Below are 18,776 nucleotides of genomic sequence, written 5' to 3'. Positions count from 1 at the left end.
CGCCCGGTTGCCGAACGCATCCGCGACCAGCCCGGGTAGGCGGAAACGAAAACGGAGGGCAAGAGCCCTCCGCTTGATCCATCCAACGTGGCCTTTAGCCCGTGGCGTCGTGCCTTAGCCGCCTGCGGGCGCGAGGGCACTGGCAACGCTGCTGAAGGCGATGTTGAGGTTGCCGCCGATGGCGGTCAGCGTGGTGATGACCACGACCGCGATCAGGGCCGCGATGAGACCGTACTCGATGGCGGTCGCACCGGACTCGTCCTTCACAAAACGCGCGATAAGCTTCTTCATCTCTCTGCTCCTTGAATTATTCTCTCGTTCCGTTCGCCTTGAGGCCTGCGTTATCGGAACTGACGCAGAGGTAGCAGCAATTGCTTGCGGCAATCTTAATCCAATCCCATAGCGACCGGGGCTTCGGCAGCGTTTCCGAGGTGATTTGAAGCCTCCCATCCGCCGTCTTCAAATCGACGATTCAGGGATGGCAAGTTGCGTGTGGCGGGCGAAAAATCGCGCCGAAATTCAAAGGATTACGAGGGGGACATATTTTTCGTCCCAGCGAGCGCGACAGCTGAGGAGGCGCGCCGGACGACCGCCGCGCGTTTGGACTTCATTCACCCTTCCCGAGCAATATGGCCCGGACAGAAAGGGATGCCGCCATGTCAGTTCTCCGCGTTCGGCCGATCCTCAGATACATCCTTGCCGGACTTGTCGCCGGGTTCCTTTCCGGCGCCGCCCATGCCGCGGAGCCGATCGACCTCGTCATCGACTTCGCCAAGATCCTGCAGCTCGACCGGCCAGCCACGACGATCATCGTCGGCAATCCGGGTATCGCGGACGCTACGGTGGAAGACCAGACCACCCTGGTACTGACCGGAAAGGCCCCGGGCACCACCAACCTCATCGCCCTCGACGCGGAGGGGGCGGAGATCGCCAACGCGACGATCCGCGTCGCCTCCAACGACCGGCAGCTGACCACCATCTTCTACGGCGCCAAGCGGCAGACCCTTTCCTGCGCCCCGGTCTGCGAGCAGGTGATCTCCATCGGCGACGCAAACGAAAAGTTCCAGGAAGCGGCCTCGCAGATCCAGGCCCGAAAGGGCTTCTCGGGCGGCCAGTAGGCGGCTTAACCGCGCGTTCACCAAACGGCGGTCGCAAGCGGGCGCGCGCCGGCGCGTTAACGCTCCTTTGGCGCGAGATGGCGCAGGTTTGGCGCGTTCCTTGTGGGGGAGGATTGCTGCCATGCGCCAAGCGGCGGCAGGGCGACCGGAAGAAAGGGCGGCCAGCAACGCGGGCCGAAAACGCCGCGCGCGGCGGCTTTTCGCACGCCTGGCGCACGAGGAAGATGGCGTGACCGCGGTCGAATTCGCACTGATCGCACCCGCCTTCTTCTTCCTCATCCTCCTAATCATGGAGACGGCGCTCATCTTCATCGCCGAGCAGGTTCTCGAAAACGCGGTGTTCGAGGCAGCGCGCGACGTGCGCATCGGCCGGGTCCAGGCCGACCATGCCGACGCCGCCGGCTTCAGCGACATCGTCTGCAGCCGCCTCTTCGCCCTCATCCGCTGCGACAGCCCGAACTTCTATCTCGACGTGCGCTCTTACGAGACCTTCGCAAGCGCCCAGGTCTCGAACCCGGTGGACGAGGACGACGCGTTCGAAGATGCCGGCGAGTTCGAGTTCGGCGGGCCGGGCGACATCGTCGTCGTGCGGGCCTATTACCAGTGGCCGACCAACCCGCTCTATGGCGGCCTCACCTTCGGCAATCTCGCCAACGGCAAGCGCCTGATCGGCTCCTTCACCGCCTTCCGCAACGAGCCCTTCCCCGAGGTGGAACCGATACCCGAAACCCCGGTCTCCGACGCGGGTGGCGGGGGCAGCCCATCATGAGCCGCCCTGCCCTTTCCAGCCTCAGAGCCCTCCTTCATCGCTACCGGGCGCAGGAAACCGGCGTCGCGGCCATCGAGTTCGCCTTGATCGCCCCGATCCTGATCGCCCTCTGGCTCGGCACGGTGGAGCTCAGCCAGGGGCTCAGCGTCGACCGGCGCCTCGACCAGATCACCGCCTCCGTGGGCGACCTCGTCGCGCGCACGGCCAAGCTGACGGAAGCGGACATGAGCGACATCTTCGAGATCGTCCGCTCGGCGATGACCCCCTATCCGGAAGAGGAGGTCGGCGTCGTCGTCTCGGCGGTCGACATCGACGAGGAAGGCAACGCCTCCGTCGCCTGGAGCCGGGCGAGAGGCCCGCTCGCGGCGCATGCCAGCGGCTCGGACGTCACCGGCGAGATCCCGGCGAGCCTGCGCCGGCCGAACTCCCAGGTCATCGTCTCGGAAGGAAGCTATGCGTTCCGCCCGGCCCTCGGCTATACGATCACCGGGACGATCAATCTCTCCGACCAGCACTTCTTCGTGCCGCGCGAGTCGGAGAAGGTCGAGCTTTGCGGGCCGGACGAGGAGGATTGCGGCTAGGGCGATCCTCGATGGAGGAGCGTCATGCTGAAGGAATTCAAGGAGTTCGCCCTCAAGGGCAACGTCGTCGACATGGCCGTCGGCATCATCATCGGCGCCGCCTTCGGCGCGATCGTCTCCTCGCTCGTCGACGACATCATCATGCCGCCGATCGGGCTCCTGCTCGGCGGGGTCGATTTCTCGCAGCTCTTCGTAGTGCTTTCCGGAGACGGTCCCTACAACACCGTCGCGCAGGCGAAGCAGGCCGGGGCCGTCACCTGGAACATCGGCCTGTTCATCAACGCCATCCTCAAATTCCTGATCGTCGCCATGGCCGTCTTTCTGCTGGTGCGGACGGTGAACCGGCTGGTGCGCAAGCGCGAGGAGAAGCCGGCCGCCGCGCCGGAGGTGCCGGAGGACATTCGCCTCCTGCGCGAAATCCGCGATCTCTTGGCGACCCGCGGCGAGAGCTGAGGCGACGGAGCCCCACCGAGGACGGCCTGCCATGCGCCGGCACGGCGCGAAGGCTCTGGACGGGCCGGCGCCGGCCGGCCTAGAGAAGCTGCATGACACACGCGCTTTCACCCGAGACTGAGGCAGCAGGCCCCCTGGCCAGACCGGAAGAGGCCGCCTCGCCGCTCTTCAAGAACCTGCGGCAGGCCGCCCGGTCGGCGCCGGATTCGGGCATCGTCGAAGTGATGAACTACGGCCGCGACCGGCCGGGGATGATCCCGCTCTGGGCCGGCGAGGGCGATCTCTCGACGCCCGACTTCATCTGCGCGGCGGCGACGAAATCGCTCGCCGAGGGCGAGACCTTCTATACCTGGCAGCGGGGCATCCCGCCGCTGCGCGAGGCGCTGGCGCGCTACCACAGCCGCGTCTTTTCCCGCGACCTGCCGGCGGAACGCTTCTTCATCACCGGATCGGGCATGCAGGCGATCCAGCTCGCAATCGCCGCCGTGGCGGGAGCCGGCGACGAGGTGCTGATCCCGACCCCGGCATGGCCGAACTGCGCGGCCGCCACCGGACTTGCCGGCGCCAGGGCCGTGGAAGTGCCGATGCGCTTTGCCGACAATTCCGGCTGGCGGCTCGATCTCGACGACCTCTTCGCGGCGGTCACGCCCGCAACAAGGGCGATCTTCGTCAACTCCCCCTCCAACCCGACGGGCTGGACTGCGGACGAGGACGAGCTCAGGGCGCTTCTTTCCTTCGCCCGCGAGAAGGGGCTGTGGATCATCGCCGACGAGGTCTACCACCGCTTCTATTTCTCCGGCGAGCGCTCGCCCTCCTTCTACGACGTGGCGGGCGAGGACGACCCGATCCTCTTCGTCAACACCTTCTCCAAGAACTGGGCGATGACCGGATGGCGCGTCGGCTGGATCGGCGCCCCGCCGGTTCTCGGGCGAGTGATCGAGAACCTCATCCAGTATTCCACCTCGGGCGTCGCCGTGTTCATGCAGCGCGCCGCCACGGTGGCGCTGGACGAAGGGGAGGATTTCGTCCGCCTGCAGGTGGATCGCGCCCGCCAGGGCCGGCAGATCGTCTGCGAGGCGCTGCAATCCTCGCCGCGCGTGCGCTTTTCCTGGCCGGACGGGGCCTTCTATCTCTTCTTCTCCATCCGGGGCGCGGAGGAGACCGGCAAGCTCGGCCTGCGCCTCGTCGACGAGGCCAATATCGGGCTGGCGCCCGGCACCGCCTTCGGCGCGGGGGGCGAGACGTTCATGCGCCTGTGCTTCGCGCGCAAGGCGGAGGACCTTTCGGAGGCCGCGCGGAGGCTGACGGCCTGGCTCGCACACTGAAGGACATCGAAAGCCGAGCCGTCCGGACCGGGAGCAAGGGGCGCGGGCCGAAGCGCGCCGCCCGGGTGCTGGCGACGCTCGCCATCTCCGCCACCGGCGGCTTCCTGTTCTCGCTCGCCGGCGTTCCGGCGGCCTGGATCGCCGGCGGCATGCTGGCGGTCGCGGCGACGACGCTCGCCGGCTTCGACAGCGACATGCCGACGCCGCTGCGCGACCTCGTCTTCCTGGTCCTCGGCGTCATCGCCGGCACCGGCGTCAATCCCGCCACGATCCACCAGATGGTGAGCTGGCCGATCAGCTTCGTCATTCTCGTGGTGACGGTCTTCCTGGTGGCGCTCTCCGGCTATGTGTTCTTTTCCCGCTTCTGCGGCTGGGACCGCAACAGCGCCCTTTTCGCCTCGCTGCCGGGAGCGCTCTCCTTCGTGCTCGCCGCCGCCGAGATGACGAACGCGGACATGCGCCGCGTCGCGGTGGCGCAAAGCCTTCGCCTCATCGTGCTGCTGGAAGCGCTGCCGGCGGCCGCATGGATCTCCGGCATCCACCCATCCGGCATGCCGAGCCGCACCGACGCTCCGGTCATCCCGCTGGAACTTCTGCTTCTTTATGCGCTGGGCGCGGTCGGCGGGCTCATTCTCAACCGGCTGCGCATTCCAGGCGGCATTATGCTCGGCGGGCTGACGGTGGCGGCCGTTCTTTACGTTTCCGGCGCGGTGACGACTGCCGTGCCGACCTGGATCCTCGTGCCGGCCCTCATCGGGCTCGGCGCCGTGGCCGGCTGCCGGCTGAGGCCGGAGGACCGGCATCTTCTGAAAAGCACGCTCGCCAGCGCCAGCGGCGCCTTCGTCGTGGCGGTGGTGATCTCGGCGGCCGGAGCGGGCCTCGTCACCTGGCTCCTCGGCGTGCCGATCGAGCAGACCTTCATGGCCTTCGCGCCGGGGGCGCTGGAAGCGCTGACCATCCTCGCCTTCACGCTCCATATCGACCCGGCCTATGTGGCCGCCCACCATGTCGTGCGCTTCATGGTGCTCGCCTTTTCCGTTCCCCTGATCGCCCGATGGCTGATGCGCCTCGACGCCAGCGACGCGGCGCGCGCCGAGGCACAGGCTGCGGGGAGCGGCAAAGGCTAGAGGCGTTCTCCCGGCAAGGCGACGCCGCACAGCGCGACGCGAAGCGGCAGGACGCGGCGCGCAAAAAAGCGCCGGGCACGGAGCCCGGCGCCGAGAGGAACGGGAGGCTACTTTGAGATCAGCCGCCGGAAGCGGCGAAAATCTCGGCGCGCACTGGCACGGTCTCCGAAGAATCCGGCCGGTTGAGCGGCAGGTCGAGCGCCTGCCAGGTCTCCACCAGCGCCTCGGCGAGCGCGTCGATCAACTGGTCGTCATGCGCCGGCGTCGGCGTGATCCGGAGCCGCTCGGTGCCGCGCGGCACCGTCGGGTAGTTGATCGGCTGGATGTAGATGTGATGCTTTTCGAGCAGCCGGTCGCTGGCGGCCTTGCAGGCCTCCGGGTCGCCGACGAGCACCGGCACGATATGGGTCTCGCTCGGCATCACCGGCAGGCCGTGGCGGCGCAGCACTTCCTTGGCGCGGGCCGCCTGGCGCTGCTGGCCGTCGCGTTCGGCCTGCGAGCTCTTCAGGTGGCGGATGGAGGCGCAGGCGGCGGCGGCGATGGCCGGCGGCAGGGCCGTGGTGAAGATGAAGCCCGGCGCATAGGAGCGGATGGCGTCGATCACCGCCTCGCGGCCGGTGATATAGCCGCCCAGCGTGCCGAAAGCCTTGGCGAGCGTTCCCTCGATCACGTCGATGCGGTCCATGACGCCATCGCGCTCGCAGATGCCAGCGCCGCGCGGACCGTACATGCCGACCGCATGGACCTCGTCGATATAGGTCATGGCGCCGTACTTGTCGGCGAGATCGGCGATCTGCTCGATGGGGGCCACGTCGCCATCCATGGAGTAGACCGATTCGAAGACGATCAGCTTGGCCCGCTCGTCGCCCGCCGCCTTCAGGAGATCTTCAAGATGCTCCAGATCGTTGTGGCGCCAGATCTGCTTCTGGCCGCCGGCGCGCTTGACGCCCTCGATCATGGAAGCGTGGTTGAGCTGGTCGGAAAGGATGAGGCAGTCCGGCAGGAGCCGGGCGAGCGTGGAGATGGCCGCCTCGTTGGAGACGAAGCCGGAGGTGAAGACCAGAGCGGCTTCCTTGCCATGAAGGTCGCAGAGCTCGGCTTCCAGCTCGACCAGGGGCCGGTTGGTGCCGGAGATGTTGCGCGTGCCACCGGCGCCGGCGCCCATCGTGGCCGCCGCCTCGCGCATGGCCTCGACGACCTTGGGATGGTGGCCCATCGCCAGATAGTCGTTCGAACACCAGATAAAGACTTCCTCAGCTTCGCCATGGCGACGCCATATGGCCCGCGGAAACTTGCCGACCTGACGTTCCAGATCAGCAAATACGCGGTACCGCCGCTCATTGCGCAGCGCCGCGATCGCGGCCTCGAAATGGGATTGATAATCGAACATGGCGTGCTCCAGTCGATGCCGCGGCAACATTAAACAGGCGGGCCCCCCTTTGGCTAGCGGCGGTTCGACGCGCCGAATTTGCCAGCGGCCCCAAGGGGAGAGTAGGGCGTGCTTCCTTCTGCGCCTCTGATCTGGATCAAATCCTTGACACTCGAAAGGCGTCTAAAAGGACTCAAAGTGTCACGTGCGCTTGACAGCCGCCGCGGCACTCGGTCCCAAGCAGCGCCGTCCACGCGACGTCCTGCCGGGCCGCCACCGCGGCGGGTCGCCGCAAGGATTTGAAAAGGCGCAGCGCGCCACCATGGGAGAGCAATGCCTACCAGCGAAGCCAGACAGCCGCCACCCCGCGCCGTCGGCATGGGACGCGCCTTCGCAGGAAGGCGGCTCAGACTATCGACCCTGACCTGGCTGCGCTGGCTGGCCATCGTCGGCCAGACGGCGACGGTGCTTCTGATCGGCTTCTGGTTCGATTTTCCGGTGCCGTTCGGGGCCTGCTTCGCGCTGATCGCGCTCTCGGCCTGGGTCAACATCGCGCTGCGGATCCGCTTTCCGGCCAGCAACCGGCTCGAGCCGAAATGGGCGACGCTCATCCTCGGCTACGACGTCGTGCAGCTCGCCGGCCTGCTCTATCTGACGGGAGGGCTGGAAAACCCGTTCGCCTTCCTGATCATCTCGCCTGTCCTCGTCTCGGCGACGACGATGCAGGCCGACAAGACTTTCCTTCTCGGCTTCCTCGCCTTCGTCTGCGCCACGATCCTCGTCTTCTTCCACGAGCCGCTGCCCTGGCCTCCGGGACAGATGCTCGCCATCCCGCTTCTTTATGTCGGCGGGCTGTGGTCGGCGCTGGTCTGCTCGCTCGCCTTCATGGGCTTCTTCGCCTTCCGCATCGCGGAAGAGACGCGCCAGCTTTCCACCGCGCTGACGGCGACGGAACTCGTGCTGCAGCGCGAGCAGCACCTGACGGCGCTCGACGGCCTGGCCGCCGCCGCCGCCCACGAGCTCGGCACGCCGCTCGGCACCATCGCGCTGGTCGTCAAGGAGCTGCAGCGCGAGACGGAGGAGGACGATCCGCGCTCGGAAGACCTGAAGCTTCTCGCCTCGCAATCGGCGCGCTGCCGCAACATCCTTTCCAAGCTCACCTCGCTCTCCACGGAGCCGGAGGAGCATCTCGGCATGCTGCCGCTTTCGCGGCTCGTCGAGGAGGTGACCGCGCCGCACCGGGACCTCGGCAAGAAGCTCTCCATCGAGCGCCACGGCACCATCGCCGAGCCGGTGTTCCGCCGCAATCCCGGCATCCTCTACGGCATCGGCAACCTTCTGGAGAACGCCGTCGACTTCGCCAACAGCGAGATCACCATCGGCACGGGCTGGGACGAGAACTGGGCCATCGTGACGATCGCCGATGACGGGCCGGGCTTTTCGCCCGACGTCATCGACCAGCTCGGCGAGCCCTATATCACCACCCGACGCACCAAGCCTGAGGCCCCTCGTTCGCACCATGGCGGCGGGCTCGGCCTCGGCTTCTTCATCGCCAAGACGCTGCTGGAGCGCTCCGGCGCCCAGCTGACGCTCCGCAACCGGACGGTGCCGCAGACCGGCGCCGTCGTATCCATCGCCTGGCCGCGCACGGCGCCGATCATCGGCGGATCCTCGGAAGAAGAAGAGGAGATGCTGTATGCCGCTGAGTAGCCATCCGATCCATCCGGGACCGACGGCCCGGATTGGCGTTCCAACCAGAGACCAGTCCATCTCATGACAAGGTGGGGTTAGCTCACATGACTACCGAATCCCTAGCGGAACTGGGCGTTGCAGATGCAAGCCTGCTGATCGTCGACGACGACAAGCCCTTCCTGCAGCGCCTTGGACGCGCCATGGAAAAGCGAGGCTTCGCCACCGAAATGGCGGAGAACGTGAAGGACGCCAAGCAGCGCGTGGCCAACGACCCGCCCGCCTTCGCGGTGGTCGACATGCGCCTGGAAGACGGCAACGGCCTCGACGTGATCGAACTGCTTCGCGAGAAGCGACCCGATGCGCGCGCCGTGATCCTGACCGGCTACGGCAACATCGCCACCGCCGTGACGGCCGTGAAGATGGGCGCCATCGACTATCTGTCGAAGCCGGCCGATGCGGACGACATCTATGCCGCCCTCATCCAGCAGCCGGACGAGCGGGCCGACCCGCCGGAGAATCCGATGTCGGCCGACCGGGTGCGGTGGGAGCACATCCAGCGCGTCTACGAGCTTTGCGACCGCAACGTCTCGGAGACCGCAAGGCGGCTCAACATGCACCGGCGCACGCTGCAGCGCATCCTCGCCAAGCGCGCTCCCCGCTGAGACGAGGGGTCCGCGCCGCCATCGCGGCGCGGGCGCGCCCACCCTCAGGCCCCGTGCCCGGGGTCCTCGAGGTCGTGAAGCCGGTTCGCACCGGCCCGCGCCAGGCGCGTCAGCATCTCCTTGCGACGCGCCGCGGGCAGGCGGCATTGGGGAGCCCCCTCGCGCAGGATCTCCGCACCGAAGGGATCGGCGAGGATGAGGCCTGCCTCCTCAGGGAACACATCGAGCGGCACCTCGGCCGAGGTGGCGAAGAAGAAGCGGTCGGAATGGGCGAGATAATCGCGCCATTTGCGATCGGCCATGAAATCGGCCAGCGACGACTTGATCTCGACGATGACGATCTCGGCCTTGCGGCCGAGGGCGACGAGATCGGCGCGCCGGCCACTTGCAAGCGGCACCTCGGGCAGGAGCGCATAGCCTTCGGCCCGCAAGCGCCGGCAGACGCCTCGCCGGATGGCAAGGGCGGCGGCCGACTGGCGCCCGTCGACGAGACCGGGCTGCGAGCCTGACTGGCAGGGCGATGCTTCGGCGATGACGGTGCGGACGGCGATGCGCGGCATTTTTCGAAGATAGCAAAGCCGCGCCGGCGCGCAAACAAAAGATGAACGAAACTGCCGCATGCGGCGACAGGGCCTCGGCCAAAAAAGGCCGCGGCGCAGGCGCCGCGGCCGAAACTCCGCTACCGGCGGGCCCCGATCAGAAGGGCGAGTCCGGATAGTAGTACTGGCTGGCGTTTTCGGGCGTCACCAGCGTGGAGTTGAGGATGTAGCGCCCTTCGATGGCGGCGCCCGAGACGTATTTGAGGGCCGTCAGCTCGATGGCGGTGGCGATCATGGAGGGCGGATAGAGGACGTCGGCCGGCACCATCGTGTCGTTGTCGCCGACGCGCTCGATCATCTGCTTCATGCCGGCGCCGCCCAGGACCCACATCTCGTCCTGGCGGTTCGCCTGCCGGATCGCCTCGATGACGCCGAGCGCCATGTCGTCGTCGGAGGCCCAGACGGCGTTGATCTCGGGGAAGCGGGAAAGGAAATCCTGCATCACCTCGAAGGCGTCGTCGCGGTTCCAGTTGCCGTGCTCCATGCCGAGGATCTCGATGCCGGAGCCTTCGATCGCTGTCTGGAAGGCCTCGACGCGCTGGTTGTCGATGACGGTCGGGATGCCGCGCAGGACGACGATCTTGCCGCCATCGGGCATCTTTTCCTTGAAGAACTCGCCGGCGTTGCGGCCGAAGCCCGGATTGTCGCCGGCGACGTAGAGGTCCTCGATGCCTTCCTGGGCAAGGCCGCGATCGACGACGGTGACGAACTTGCCGGCGTCCTTGACGCGCTTCACCGGGCCGGTGAGCGGATCGGATTCGAACGGCAGCACGACGAGGGCGTCGATGTTGCGGGTGGCGAGCATGTCCTCCAGATCCGAGACCTGCTTGCCGGCATCGCCCGCCGTGGCGAGGACGAAGTCGAGATTCTCGTATTCCTGCTCCAGGCGGTCGATCGCCTCCTGGGCATGGAAGTTGACGCCGCCCGTCCAGCCATGCGTGGCGGCGGGAATCGAGACGCCGATGATGGTCGTTTCCTGCGAAAGGGCGGCGCCCGGCAGGGCGATGGCAGCCGCGAGCGCGGCTCCCACCAGGCTCATTGCGCGTTTTTTCACGATTTCACTCCCTCGGTTGGGCCCGCAAGGGCCGTTTCGGCCGGCTTCAGCCGGCCTTTCTGCCGCGCTGCAGAACGACGGCGAGAATGATGATGACGCCCTGGATCGCCCCGTTGAGATAGGGGCTGACGAGGTCGGTCAGGTTGAGGATGTTGTCGATGAGGCTGAGGATGAGGACGCCGACGGCCGTGCCCCAGACCCGGCCGAAGCCGCCCTTCAGCACCGTGCCGCCGATGATGACGGCGGCGATCGCTTCCAGCTCCCACAGGAGCCCGGTCGTGGAGGAGGCCGAGCCGAGGCGCGGCACGTACATGATGGTGGCGATGCCGACGAGAATGCCGAGAAACACGTAGGTGAGAAGGCGCACGGTATCGACATGGATCGCCGAATAGCGGGCGACCTGGTCGTTCGAGCCGATCGCCGCGCAATGGCGGCCGAAGGCGGTGCGGCGCATGACGATCTCGCCGATGACGGCGATGACGGCAAAGACGACGATCGGCCAGGCAACGCCGAAGAGACCGCCGTAATAGACCGGCCGGTAGACCTCGCGGACCTCGAAGTTGAGCGACAGCGTGCCGCCATCGGCGAGCCAGGTGACGAGGGAGCGAAAGATGCCCATCGTGCCGAGCGTGACGATGAAGGCCTCTATCCCCGCCCGGGTGACGAGAAGGCCGTTGACCGCGCCGGCGACGAGGCCGACGAGCAGCGCCGCGCCCATGCCGGCGAGGACGACGGGCCAGCCGGCCCCCAGCTCCGGCACCAGCCAGTTCATGACGATGATCATCACGCCGGCGATGAAGGCGGCCATGGAGCCGACCGAGAGGTCGAGCCCGCCCGCGGTGATGACGAAGGTCATGCCGACGGCGATGATGCCGATGAAGGCGGAGCGGGCGAGGACGTTGGTGACGTTGCCGTAGGACAGGAAGTTGGCGTTGAGGAAGGCGCCGAGGAGGATGAGGAGGACGAGCGCGACCAGCGGGCCCCAGACATGCAGGTCGATGCGCATGCGGCGGGCCGGCGCGGCGGGGGTGCTAGCCTCGGCGGACATGGTCATCTCCTGCTCTTTCTTCCGCCCCCTGCTGCAGCCCCATGGCGTAGCGGACGATCTCGTTCTCGGTGATCTCTTCGCCGGAGACCTCTCCCATGACGCGGCCGGAGCGCATGACGACGATGCGATGGCAAAGGCCGATCACCTCGGCCATCTCGGAGGAGATGACGATGATGGCGTGGCCCTCGGCGGCGAGTTCGGTGATGAAGCCGTAGATCTGCTGCTTGGTGCCGATGTCGATGCCGCGCGTCGGCTCGTCGGCGATGAGGATCGCCGGCTCCACCAGCATGGTCTTGGCGAGAAGCAGCTTCTGCTGGTTGCCGCCCGAAAGGTTGCCGACGGGGATGTCGCGACGCGGGGCGCGGATGGCGAAGCGCGCGATCGCCGCATCGAGCGCGGCCTCTTCCGCCTTCTCGTCGATGAAGATCCGCGAAAAGCGCTCCAGGCCGAGGAGGGTGAGGTTCTGGCGCATGCCCTTGCCGAGGAGAAGGCCGTGGCCCTTGCGGTCCTCCGTCAGGTAGGCAAGGCCGTGCCGCACGGCGTCGCGGGGGCTCGCGATATGCACCTCATTTCCGTCGAGCCGGACCGTGCCGGAAGCGTGGCGGAGCCCCACCAGCCCTTCCATCAGCTCGGTGCGGCCGGAGCCGACGAGGCCGGCGAAGCCGAGGATCTCGCCCTGGCGCAGCGTGAAGGAGACATCCTTCACATAGCCAGGCACCGAAAAGCCCTCCACCTCGAGGACGACGCTGGCGCCCGGCTCGGGGGCCTTCGGCGGAAAAACGTCGGTGAGGTCGCGGCCGACCATCTGGCGGGCCATGTCCTCCTCCGAAAGCTCGGCGACGGGCGCCGTGACCACGTGGTGGCCGTCGCGCAGGATCGTCACCTTGTCGGCGACACGCTCCATCTCGTCGAGCTTGTGGGAGGTATAGAGGATGGCGACGCCATCGGCCTTCAGACGCTCGATCTGGCGAAAGAGGACTTCCGCCTCGCGCCGGGTGAGGACGGCGGTCGGCTCGTCCATGATGAGCACGCGAGCATTCCTGACCAGCGCCTTGGCGATCTCCACCATCTGCTTCTGCGAGACGGAGAGCGCGGAGACGGGCGTTGCCGGATCGACCGGCGTCTCCAGTTCGCGAAGCACCTCGGCGGAGCGCTTTCGCATGAGGGCCGTATCGAGGAAGGGGCCGCGCTTCAGCTCCCGGCCGAGAAAGATGTTGGCTTCGGCCGAAAGCTGCTCGGCGAGGTTGAATTCCTGGTGGATGAGGACGACGCCCTCCTTCTCGGCCTCCTCGGAGGAGGCGAACGCGACCGGCCGGCCGCGCAGGAGGATCTCGCCGCCGCTGGCCGGCTGGTAGCCTGCCAGGCACTTCATCAGCGTCGACTTGCCCGCGCCGTTCTCGCCGATCAGGGCATGGACCTCGCCGGGCCTCAGCTCGAAATCGATGTCGAAGAGAACCTGAACCGGGCCGAAGCTCTTGGAGACGGCGCGTGCGGCGAGGACCGGTCCTTCGGCCGGGCCCTTCCTCTCAGGGGCGTTTCCTGCCGACGGCGCAGGCTCCGCCGCGCCGTTCTGCGGCTGTGAGGCCAAATGCGTTATCTCTCCCCGAGGCGCTTTTTCTAGAGTGAGACCCAGGCGCCGTTTTTTTGTGACGATTTGACGCATGCCTCAACGAAGGCCACTCCTGCAACCCCATCTTGCACCGTCGGGTAAACAACTTCGCGAGCCGGCTTGCCGCCATCGCGCGCGGCGCGGATCGCGGCGGCCGCCTCGGCGTAGATGTTTGCAAAACCTTCCAGATAGCCTTCCGGATGACCGCCAGGCGTGCGGGTCATGCGCGCCGCCGCCGGGCCGGCACCCGCGCCGCCGCGGGTGATGAGGCGCTTTTCCTCGCCGAGGGGGGTGAACCAGAGGAGGTTGGGGTTCTCCTGCGCCCATTCCAGCCCGCCCTTCGTGCCGTAGACCCGCAGCTTCAGCGCATTCTCGTTGCCGGGCGCGACCTGGCTCGCCCAGAGCATCCCCTTGGCCCCGCCGGCAAAGCGCAGGAGCACATGGGCGTTGTCGTCGACCCGGCGGCCCTCCACGAAGCTGTCGAGATCGGCGGCGAGGCTTTCCAGCGTCAGGCCCGAGACGAAACAGGCGAGGTTGTAGGCATGGGTGCCGATATCGCCGGTGGAGCCGCCGACGCCGGAGCGGGCCGGGTCGGTCCGCCATTCGGCCTGCTTGTTGCCGCTCTCCTCGGTCTTCTCCGACAGCCAGTCCTGCGGATACTCCACCTGGACGACGCGGATGTCGCCGAGACGGCCCTCCTCCACCATGGCACGCGCCTGCCGGACCATCGGATAGCCGGTGTAGTTGTGGGTGAGGACGAAGACGGCGCCGGATTTTTCCACAACCTCGGCGAGGCGCTTGGCGTCGCGCAGGTTTGAGGAAAGCGGCTTGTCGCAGATGACGTGGATGCCGCGCTTCAGAAACTCTTTCGCCACCGGCACGTGCATGTGGTTGGGCGTGACGATGGAGACGGCCTCGATGCCATCCTTCAGCCGCGCCTCGCGCTTCGCCATCTCCTCGTAGGAGCCGTAATTGCGGTCCTCGGCGAGACCGAGTTCGCGGCCCGATGCCTTCGCCCGCTCCGGATCGGAGGAGAGCGCCCCGGCGAGGAGGGCGAAATGGCCATCCATGCGCGCGGCGATGCGGTGGACGGCGCCGATGAAGGCGCCCTGCCCGCCGCCCACCATGCCGAGGCGGATCGGGCCGTGCGTATCGTTTCTCGAGGCGCCTATGGCCATCGTTCTCTCCCTTGATCCTGTTCTTGAGGCAGGCCCCGCCAGCCGCCCGCCGGCGCGGCCTGCCCGATTAGCCGATGCCCAGCATGCGCCGGTTGGCCGCCTCGTCGGTGCCGCCGGAGGCGAAATCGTCGAAGGCCTTCTCGGTCACCTCGATGATATGGCCCGCGATGAACGGTGCGCCCTCGGCCGCCCCCTGCTCTGCCGACTTGATGGCGCATTCCCATTCCAGCACCGCCCAGGAGGCATAATCGTATTCGGCGAGCTTGGAGAAAATGGCGGCGAAGTCGACCTGGCCGTCGCCGAGCGAGCGGAACCGGCCGGCCCGCTTCAGCCAGGGCTGGTAGCCCGAATAGACGCCCTGGCGGCCCGTCGGATTGAACTCGGCGTCCTTCACGTGAAAGGCGACGATGCGCTCGTGATAGATGTCGATGAACTCGACGTAATCGAGCTGCTGCAGGACGAAATGGGAGGGATCGTAGTTGATGCAGCAACGCGGATGGCCGCCGAGCGCCTCCAGGAACATCTCGAAGGTGATGCCGTCGAAGACGTCCTCGCCGGGATGGATCTCGTAGCCGACCGAGCAGCCGGCCTCGTCAAAGGCGTCGAGGATCGGCTTCCAGCGCTTCGCCAGCTCCGTGAAGGCGGTGTCGATCAGGCCGGCGGGGCGCTGCGGCCAGGGATAGAGATAGGGAAAGGCGAGCGAGCCGGGAAAGGAGACATGGGAGGCAAAGCCCATGTTCTTCGAGGCTTTCGCGGCCTTCATCATCTGGTCGACCGCCCATTCCTGGCGGGCCTTCGGGTTGCCCCGCACCTCGGGGGCGGCAAAGCCGTCGAAGACCTCGTCATAGGCCGGATGCACGGCGACGAGCTGGCCCTGCAGATGGGTGGAAAGATCGGTGATCTCCACACCGGCCTCGCGGCAGATGCCCGTCACCTCGTCGCAGTAATCCTTCGATTCCGCGGCCCTGGCGAGATCGAAGAGGCGCGCATCCCAGGTGGGAATCTGGACGCCCTTGTAGCCGAGGCCGGCCGCCCATTGCGCGATGGATTTGAGGGAGTTGAACGGCGCTTCGTCGCCGCCGAACTGGGCGAGAAAAATCCCCGGCCCCTTCATGGTCTTCATGGATGGCTCCTTCCCATTCCCGTTGTCGCGCCCGGCGGCGCTTCGGTTCGGGCGGCCCTTCTGGCGGGGCCGCGCCTCTGGCAGATCGTCGCCCGACCTAGACGCCGAGATGGCGGTCGACGAGCATCTCCAGAAATTCCTGCTTTCCCGACTTCGGCTGCGGACGGAGGTCTTTTTCCGCGACCTGCGCGGCGAGGCTTTCCAGGCTCTCGCCGCCGCCGAGGATCGAGCGCCCGAAATCGCTCTCCCAGCCGGAATAGCGCTCCTCGACGAAGGATTTGAGGTCGCCCTTCTCCATCATGTCGGCGGCCGCCAGAAGCGCGCGGGCGATGGCGTCCATGGAGCCGATATGGGCGATCAGAAGGTCGTCCGGATCGATCGACTGGCGGCGGATCTTGGCATCGAAATTGAGGCCGCCGGTGGTGAAGCCGCCCGCCTTCAGGATCTCATAGAGGGCCAGCGCCATTTCCGGCACGTTCATGGCGAACTGGTCCGTATCCCAGCCGGACTGGTAGTCGCCGCGGTTGATGTCGATGGAGCCGAAGATGCCCAGCGCCGCCGCGAGCGCGATCTCGTGCTCGAAGGAATGGCCGGCCAGAATGGCGTGGTTCTGCTCGATGTTGATCTTCACCCTGTCCTCAAGGCCGAAGGCCTGGAGCATGCCGTAGATGGTGCCGACGTCGAAATCGTACTGGTGCTTGGTCGGCTCCTGCGGCTTCGGCTCGATCAGGATCGTGCCCTTGAAGCCGATCTTCTCCTTGTGCTCGACGACCATCGAAAGGAAGCGGCCGAGCTGGTTCAATTCGCGCTTGAGGTCGGTGTTGAGCAGCGTCTCATAGCCTTCGCGCCCGCCCCACAGGACGTAGTTGGCGCCGCCGAGCTCGTGGGTGACCTCCAGGGCGTTCTTCACCTGGCCGGCGGCATAGGCGAAGACCTCCGGATCCGGATTGGTGGCGGCGCCCGCCATATAGCGGCGGTTGGAAAAGAGGTTCGCCGTGCCCCAGAGAAGGCGGACGCTGGCGCTCTCCATTTTCTTGCCGAAGAGATCGGCGATCTCGCGGACGTTGCGGTTGGATTCGGCCAGGCTCTCGGCCTCGGGCGCAATATCGCGATCATGGAAGGTGAAGAAGGGCACGCCGAGAAGGCGAAACATCTCGAAGGCGACATCGGCCTTGAGGCGCGCCTTCTCCATGGTGTCGCCGAACCAGGGGCGCAGCAGGGTCTGGCCGCCGAAGGGATCGCCACCCGGCCAGGTGAAGGAGTGCCAGTAGCAGACGGCGAAGCGCAGATGCTCCTCCATGCGCCTGCCGAGCACCATGCGGTCGGGATCATACCAGCGGAAGGCGAGGGTCCGGTCCGTCTCCGGCCCCTCGTAGCGGACCGGCTCGGCGATGGAGAAGAACTCTTCGGGCATGGCTTCCTCCGGCGGGCCGCTCAGCTTCGCCCGCTCATCTCATTTCGGCAGGTGCCGGCACGAACCGGCGCCCGACCGTCTTCGGAGGAAGAACCTACTGCACCCGCCTTACGAGGCAAGCTTGCGGCGCTGCAGGCGGCGGCGATCGACCGAGGAGGGAATGCCCATGGCTTCCCTGTACTTGGCGACGGTGCGCCGGGCGATCACGACGCCCTCCTCCTTGAGGATCGTGACGATCTGGTCGTCAGAGAGGACGCGCTCGGCCTCGCCGGCGACAAGGACGCGAATGCGCTGGCGCACGGCCTCGGCCGAATGCGACTCGCCGCCATCCGTGGCGGCAAGCGCGACGGAGAAGAAGGCCTTCAGCGGGAAGATGCCGCGCGGCGTCGTCATCGCCTTGTTGGCGACGGCACGACTCACGGTCGATTCGTGCATGCCGATCTCGTCGGCCACCATCCTCAGCGTCAGCGGGCGCAGATAGGCGCCGCCGTCATGCAGGAAGCCGTCCTGCCAGCGGACGATCTCGCTCGCCACGGCGAGCAGCGTGCGGGCGCGCTGGTCGAGGCTCTTTTCCAGCCAGGTCGCCTTCTGCAGGCAGTCGGAGAGGAATTTCTCTGCGCCGGCATCGCGGGCGCGGCTCAGATGGGCGGAGACCTCGGCATGGTAGGAGCGGTCGATCAGGAGGCGCGGCAGCACCGCGTCGTTGAGGTCGACCAGCCAGGCGCCGTCCGGCCCGGCGCGGACGATGATATCGGGCACCAGCAGCGCCACCGGGTCGCTCGCAAAGCGCAGGCCGGGCTTGGGATCGAGAGCCTTGAGCTCCGAAATCATCTCCGAAAGGTCCTCCCGGTCGACGCCGCAGCGGCCGAGGAGAAGGTCGAGGCGGCCCTCGGCGAGGAGCTCCAGGTTCTCCAGCAGCGCTTCCATGGCCGGATCGAAGCGGTTCAGCTCCACGAGCTGCAGGCGCAGGCACTCCTTCAGAGAGCGGGCGAAGACGCCGGCGGGCTCGAAAAGGTGGCACCGCTCCAGAACGCGGGCGACATCCTCCACCGCCACCTGGAGGGTGACGGCGATCGCCTCGAGCGAGGTGCGCAGATAGCCCGCCTCGTCGATCTCGCCGAGCAGGGTCAGGGCGATCAGCCGGTCCGGCCCCTGCGGAAAGGCGGTATCGATCTGGCCTTCGAGGAGCGCCAGCAGCGTCGGCGGCGAGGCGACGTAGCTGTCCTCGTCGGGAAGCTCGGAAAAATCGCGCCCGCCGGCGCCGATCCTGGCGTCGGGAAGCGGCGCGGCGCTCCTGTCCTCACCCGGGAAGAGATCCTCGCGGGGGGCATCGGTCTCGCTGGCGGCGGGATCGGAAGGCGGGGCGGCCGAGATTTCGGTCTCGGCGGAGGAAGAGCGAGAAAGAAGGGGCGCCTCGCCATCGGCGGCGCCTTCGCCCGGCTCCTCCCCGCGCGACAGGAGCGGGTTCTGCTCGATCTCGCGGTCGATGAAGTCTTCCAGTTCCGGGGCGGACATCTGCAGGAGGCGGATCGCCTGCATCAACTGCGGCGTGATGACGAGCGATTGCGACTGCTTGAGCTGAAGTCTCGCCGAAAGAACCATCCCACAACGCCCCGAATACCCCGTCGGGCCTTATCCTTGGCCGCGTGCGAACA

18 protein-coding genes are annotated in these 18,776 nt (G+C 67.0%); 8 read left to right on the top strand and 10 right to left on the bottom strand.

Annotated features, from left to right (window positions below; all coding sequences use genetic code 11):
* Nucleotides 1-114 precede the first annotated feature (114 nt).
* Nucleotides 115-291: a Flp family type IVb pilin gene (locus tag CLD20_RS10960; RefSeq protein WP_224406661.1), complete on the bottom strand. Its 177-nt coding sequence runs from the start codon at nt 289-291 to the stop codon at nt 115-117.
* Nucleotides 292-656: 365 nt separating this feature from the next.
* Here CLD20_RS10960 and CLD20_RS10955 point away from each other — a divergent pair, with 365 nt between their 5' ends.
* The 6 genes from CLD20_RS10955 (at nt 657) to CLD20_RS10930 (ending at nt 5,373) form a co-directional block, all read left to right on the top strand.
* On the top strand, nt 657-1,118 hold the full coding sequence (locus tag CLD20_RS10955; protein WP_224406660.1) for a pilus assembly protein N-terminal domain-containing protein: 462 nt from the start codon (nt 657-659) through the stop codon (nt 1,116-1,118).
* A gap of 229 nt (nt 1,119-1,347) precedes the next feature.
* Entirely contained in the window at nt 1,348-1,887 is a 540-nt protein-coding gene (locus tag CLD20_RS10950) for a TadE family protein (RefSeq protein ID WP_370636863.1), read from the top strand.
* Nucleotides 1,884-2,468 carry a TadE/TadG family type IV pilus assembly protein gene (locus CLD20_RS10945; RefSeq protein WP_224406658.1) on the top strand — a complete coding sequence of 195 codons (585 nt, stop codon included), beginning with the start codon at nt 1,884-1,886 and terminating at the stop codon, nt 2,466-2,468. Before CLD20_RS10950 ends, CLD20_RS10945 begins: the two co-directional genes overlap by 4 nt.
* A 24-nt stretch (nt 2,469-2,492) precedes the next feature.
* Entirely contained in the window at nt 2,493-2,921 is a 429-nt protein-coding gene (gene mscL, locus CLD20_RS10940) for a large conductance mechanosensitive channel protein MscL (protein WP_224406657.1), read from the top strand.
* 92 nt (nt 2,922-3,013) lie between these two features.
* On the top strand, nt 3,014-4,246 hold the full coding sequence (locus CLD20_RS10935) for a pyridoxal phosphate-dependent aminotransferase (RefSeq protein WP_224406656.1): 1,233 nt from the start codon (nt 3,014-3,016) through the stop codon (nt 4,244-4,246).
* 65 nt (nt 4,247-4,311) lie between these two features.
* Complete coding sequence (locus tag CLD20_RS10930; RefSeq protein WP_224406655.1) at nt 4,312-5,373, top strand: AbrB family transcriptional regulator; 1,062 nt, start codon at nt 4,312-4,314, stop codon at nt 5,371-5,373.
* 118 nt (nt 5,374-5,491) lie between these two features.
* Here CLD20_RS10930 and hemA read toward each other — a convergent pair whose 3' ends face one another.
* Nucleotides 5,492-6,763 (bottom strand): 5-aminolevulinate synthase, encoded by a 1,272-nt coding sequence (gene hemA, locus CLD20_RS10925; RefSeq protein WP_224406654.1) that lies wholly within the window; start codon nt 6,761-6,763, stop codon nt 5,492-5,494.
* Between the two features lie 357 nt (nt 6,764-7,120).
* Between hemA and CLD20_RS10920 the strand changes: the two genes are divergently transcribed.
* Nucleotides 7,121-8,452 (top strand): ActS/PrrB/RegB family redox-sensitive histidine kinase, encoded by a 1,332-nt coding sequence (locus CLD20_RS10920; protein ID WP_224406812.1) that lies wholly within the window; start codon nt 7,121-7,123, stop codon nt 8,450-8,452.
* An 86-nt stretch (nt 8,453-8,538) separates the two neighbouring features.
* On the top strand, nt 8,539-9,096 hold the full coding sequence (locus CLD20_RS10915; RefSeq protein ID WP_224406653.1) for an ActR/PrrA/RegA family redox response regulator transcription factor: 558 nt from the start codon (nt 8,539-8,541) through the stop codon (nt 9,094-9,096).
* A gap of 44 nt (nt 9,097-9,140) precedes the next feature.
* Here the strand turns inward: CLD20_RS10915 and CLD20_RS10910 are convergent, their stop codons facing one another.
* From CLD20_RS10910 to rpoN, 8 genes are all read right to left on the bottom strand, one after another.
* On the bottom strand, nt 9,141-9,656 hold the full coding sequence (locus tag CLD20_RS10910) for an MmcB family DNA repair protein (RefSeq protein WP_224406652.1): 516 nt from the start codon (nt 9,654-9,656) through the stop codon (nt 9,141-9,143).
* A 136-nt stretch (nt 9,657-9,792) separates the two neighbouring features.
* Complete coding sequence (locus tag CLD20_RS10905) at nt 9,793-10,734, bottom strand: ABC transporter substrate-binding protein (RefSeq protein ID WP_224406811.1); 942 nt, start codon at nt 10,732-10,734, stop codon at nt 9,793-9,795.
* Nucleotides 10,735-10,795: 61 nt separating this feature from the next.
* Nucleotides 10,796-11,797, bottom strand: coding sequence for an ABC transporter permease (locus tag CLD20_RS10900; RefSeq protein WP_370636862.1), 1,002 nt, complete (start codon nt 11,795-11,797; stop codon nt 10,796-10,798).
* Nucleotides 11,781-13,385 (bottom strand): sugar ABC transporter ATP-binding protein, encoded by a 1,605-nt coding sequence (locus tag CLD20_RS10895; protein WP_255599604.1) that lies wholly within the window; start codon nt 13,383-13,385, stop codon nt 11,781-11,783. Before CLD20_RS10895 ends, CLD20_RS10900 begins: the two co-directional genes overlap by 17 nt.
* 29 nt (nt 13,386-13,414) lie before the next feature.
* Nucleotides 13,415-14,584 (bottom strand): Gfo/Idh/MocA family protein, encoded by a 1,170-nt coding sequence (locus tag CLD20_RS10890; protein WP_224406650.1) that lies wholly within the window; start codon nt 14,582-14,584, stop codon nt 13,415-13,417.
* A 67-nt stretch (nt 14,585-14,651) separates the two neighbouring features.
* A complete protein-coding gene (locus tag CLD20_RS10885) occupies nt 14,652-15,707 on the bottom strand; it encodes a sugar phosphate isomerase/epimerase (protein ID WP_224406649.1) in 1,056 nt (351 codons plus the stop codon).
* Nucleotides 15,708-15,804: 97 nt separating this feature from the next.
* Nucleotides 15,805-17,121 carry a xylose isomerase gene (gene xylA, locus CLD20_RS10880; RefSeq protein ID WP_224406648.1) on the bottom strand — a complete coding sequence of 439 codons (1,317 nt, stop codon included), beginning with the start codon at nt 17,119-17,121 and terminating at the stop codon, nt 15,805-15,807.
* A 108-nt stretch (nt 17,122-17,229) separates the two neighbouring features.
* Nucleotides 17,230-18,723 carry an RNA polymerase factor sigma-54 gene (gene rpoN / locus CLD20_RS10875; RefSeq protein WP_224406647.1) on the bottom strand — a complete coding sequence of 498 codons (1,494 nt, stop codon included), beginning with the start codon at nt 18,721-18,723 and terminating at the stop codon, nt 17,230-17,232.
* Nucleotides 18,724-18,776: the final 53 nt, after the last annotated feature.

This window comes from Afifella sp. IM 167, from assembly GCF_020144925.1.
GTDB lineage: Bacteria > Pseudomonadota > Alphaproteobacteria > Rhizobiales > Afifellaceae > Afifella.
The sequence above is the reverse complement of the archived record's forward strand: the minus strand, read 5'-3'. Positions and strand labels throughout refer to the sequence as shown.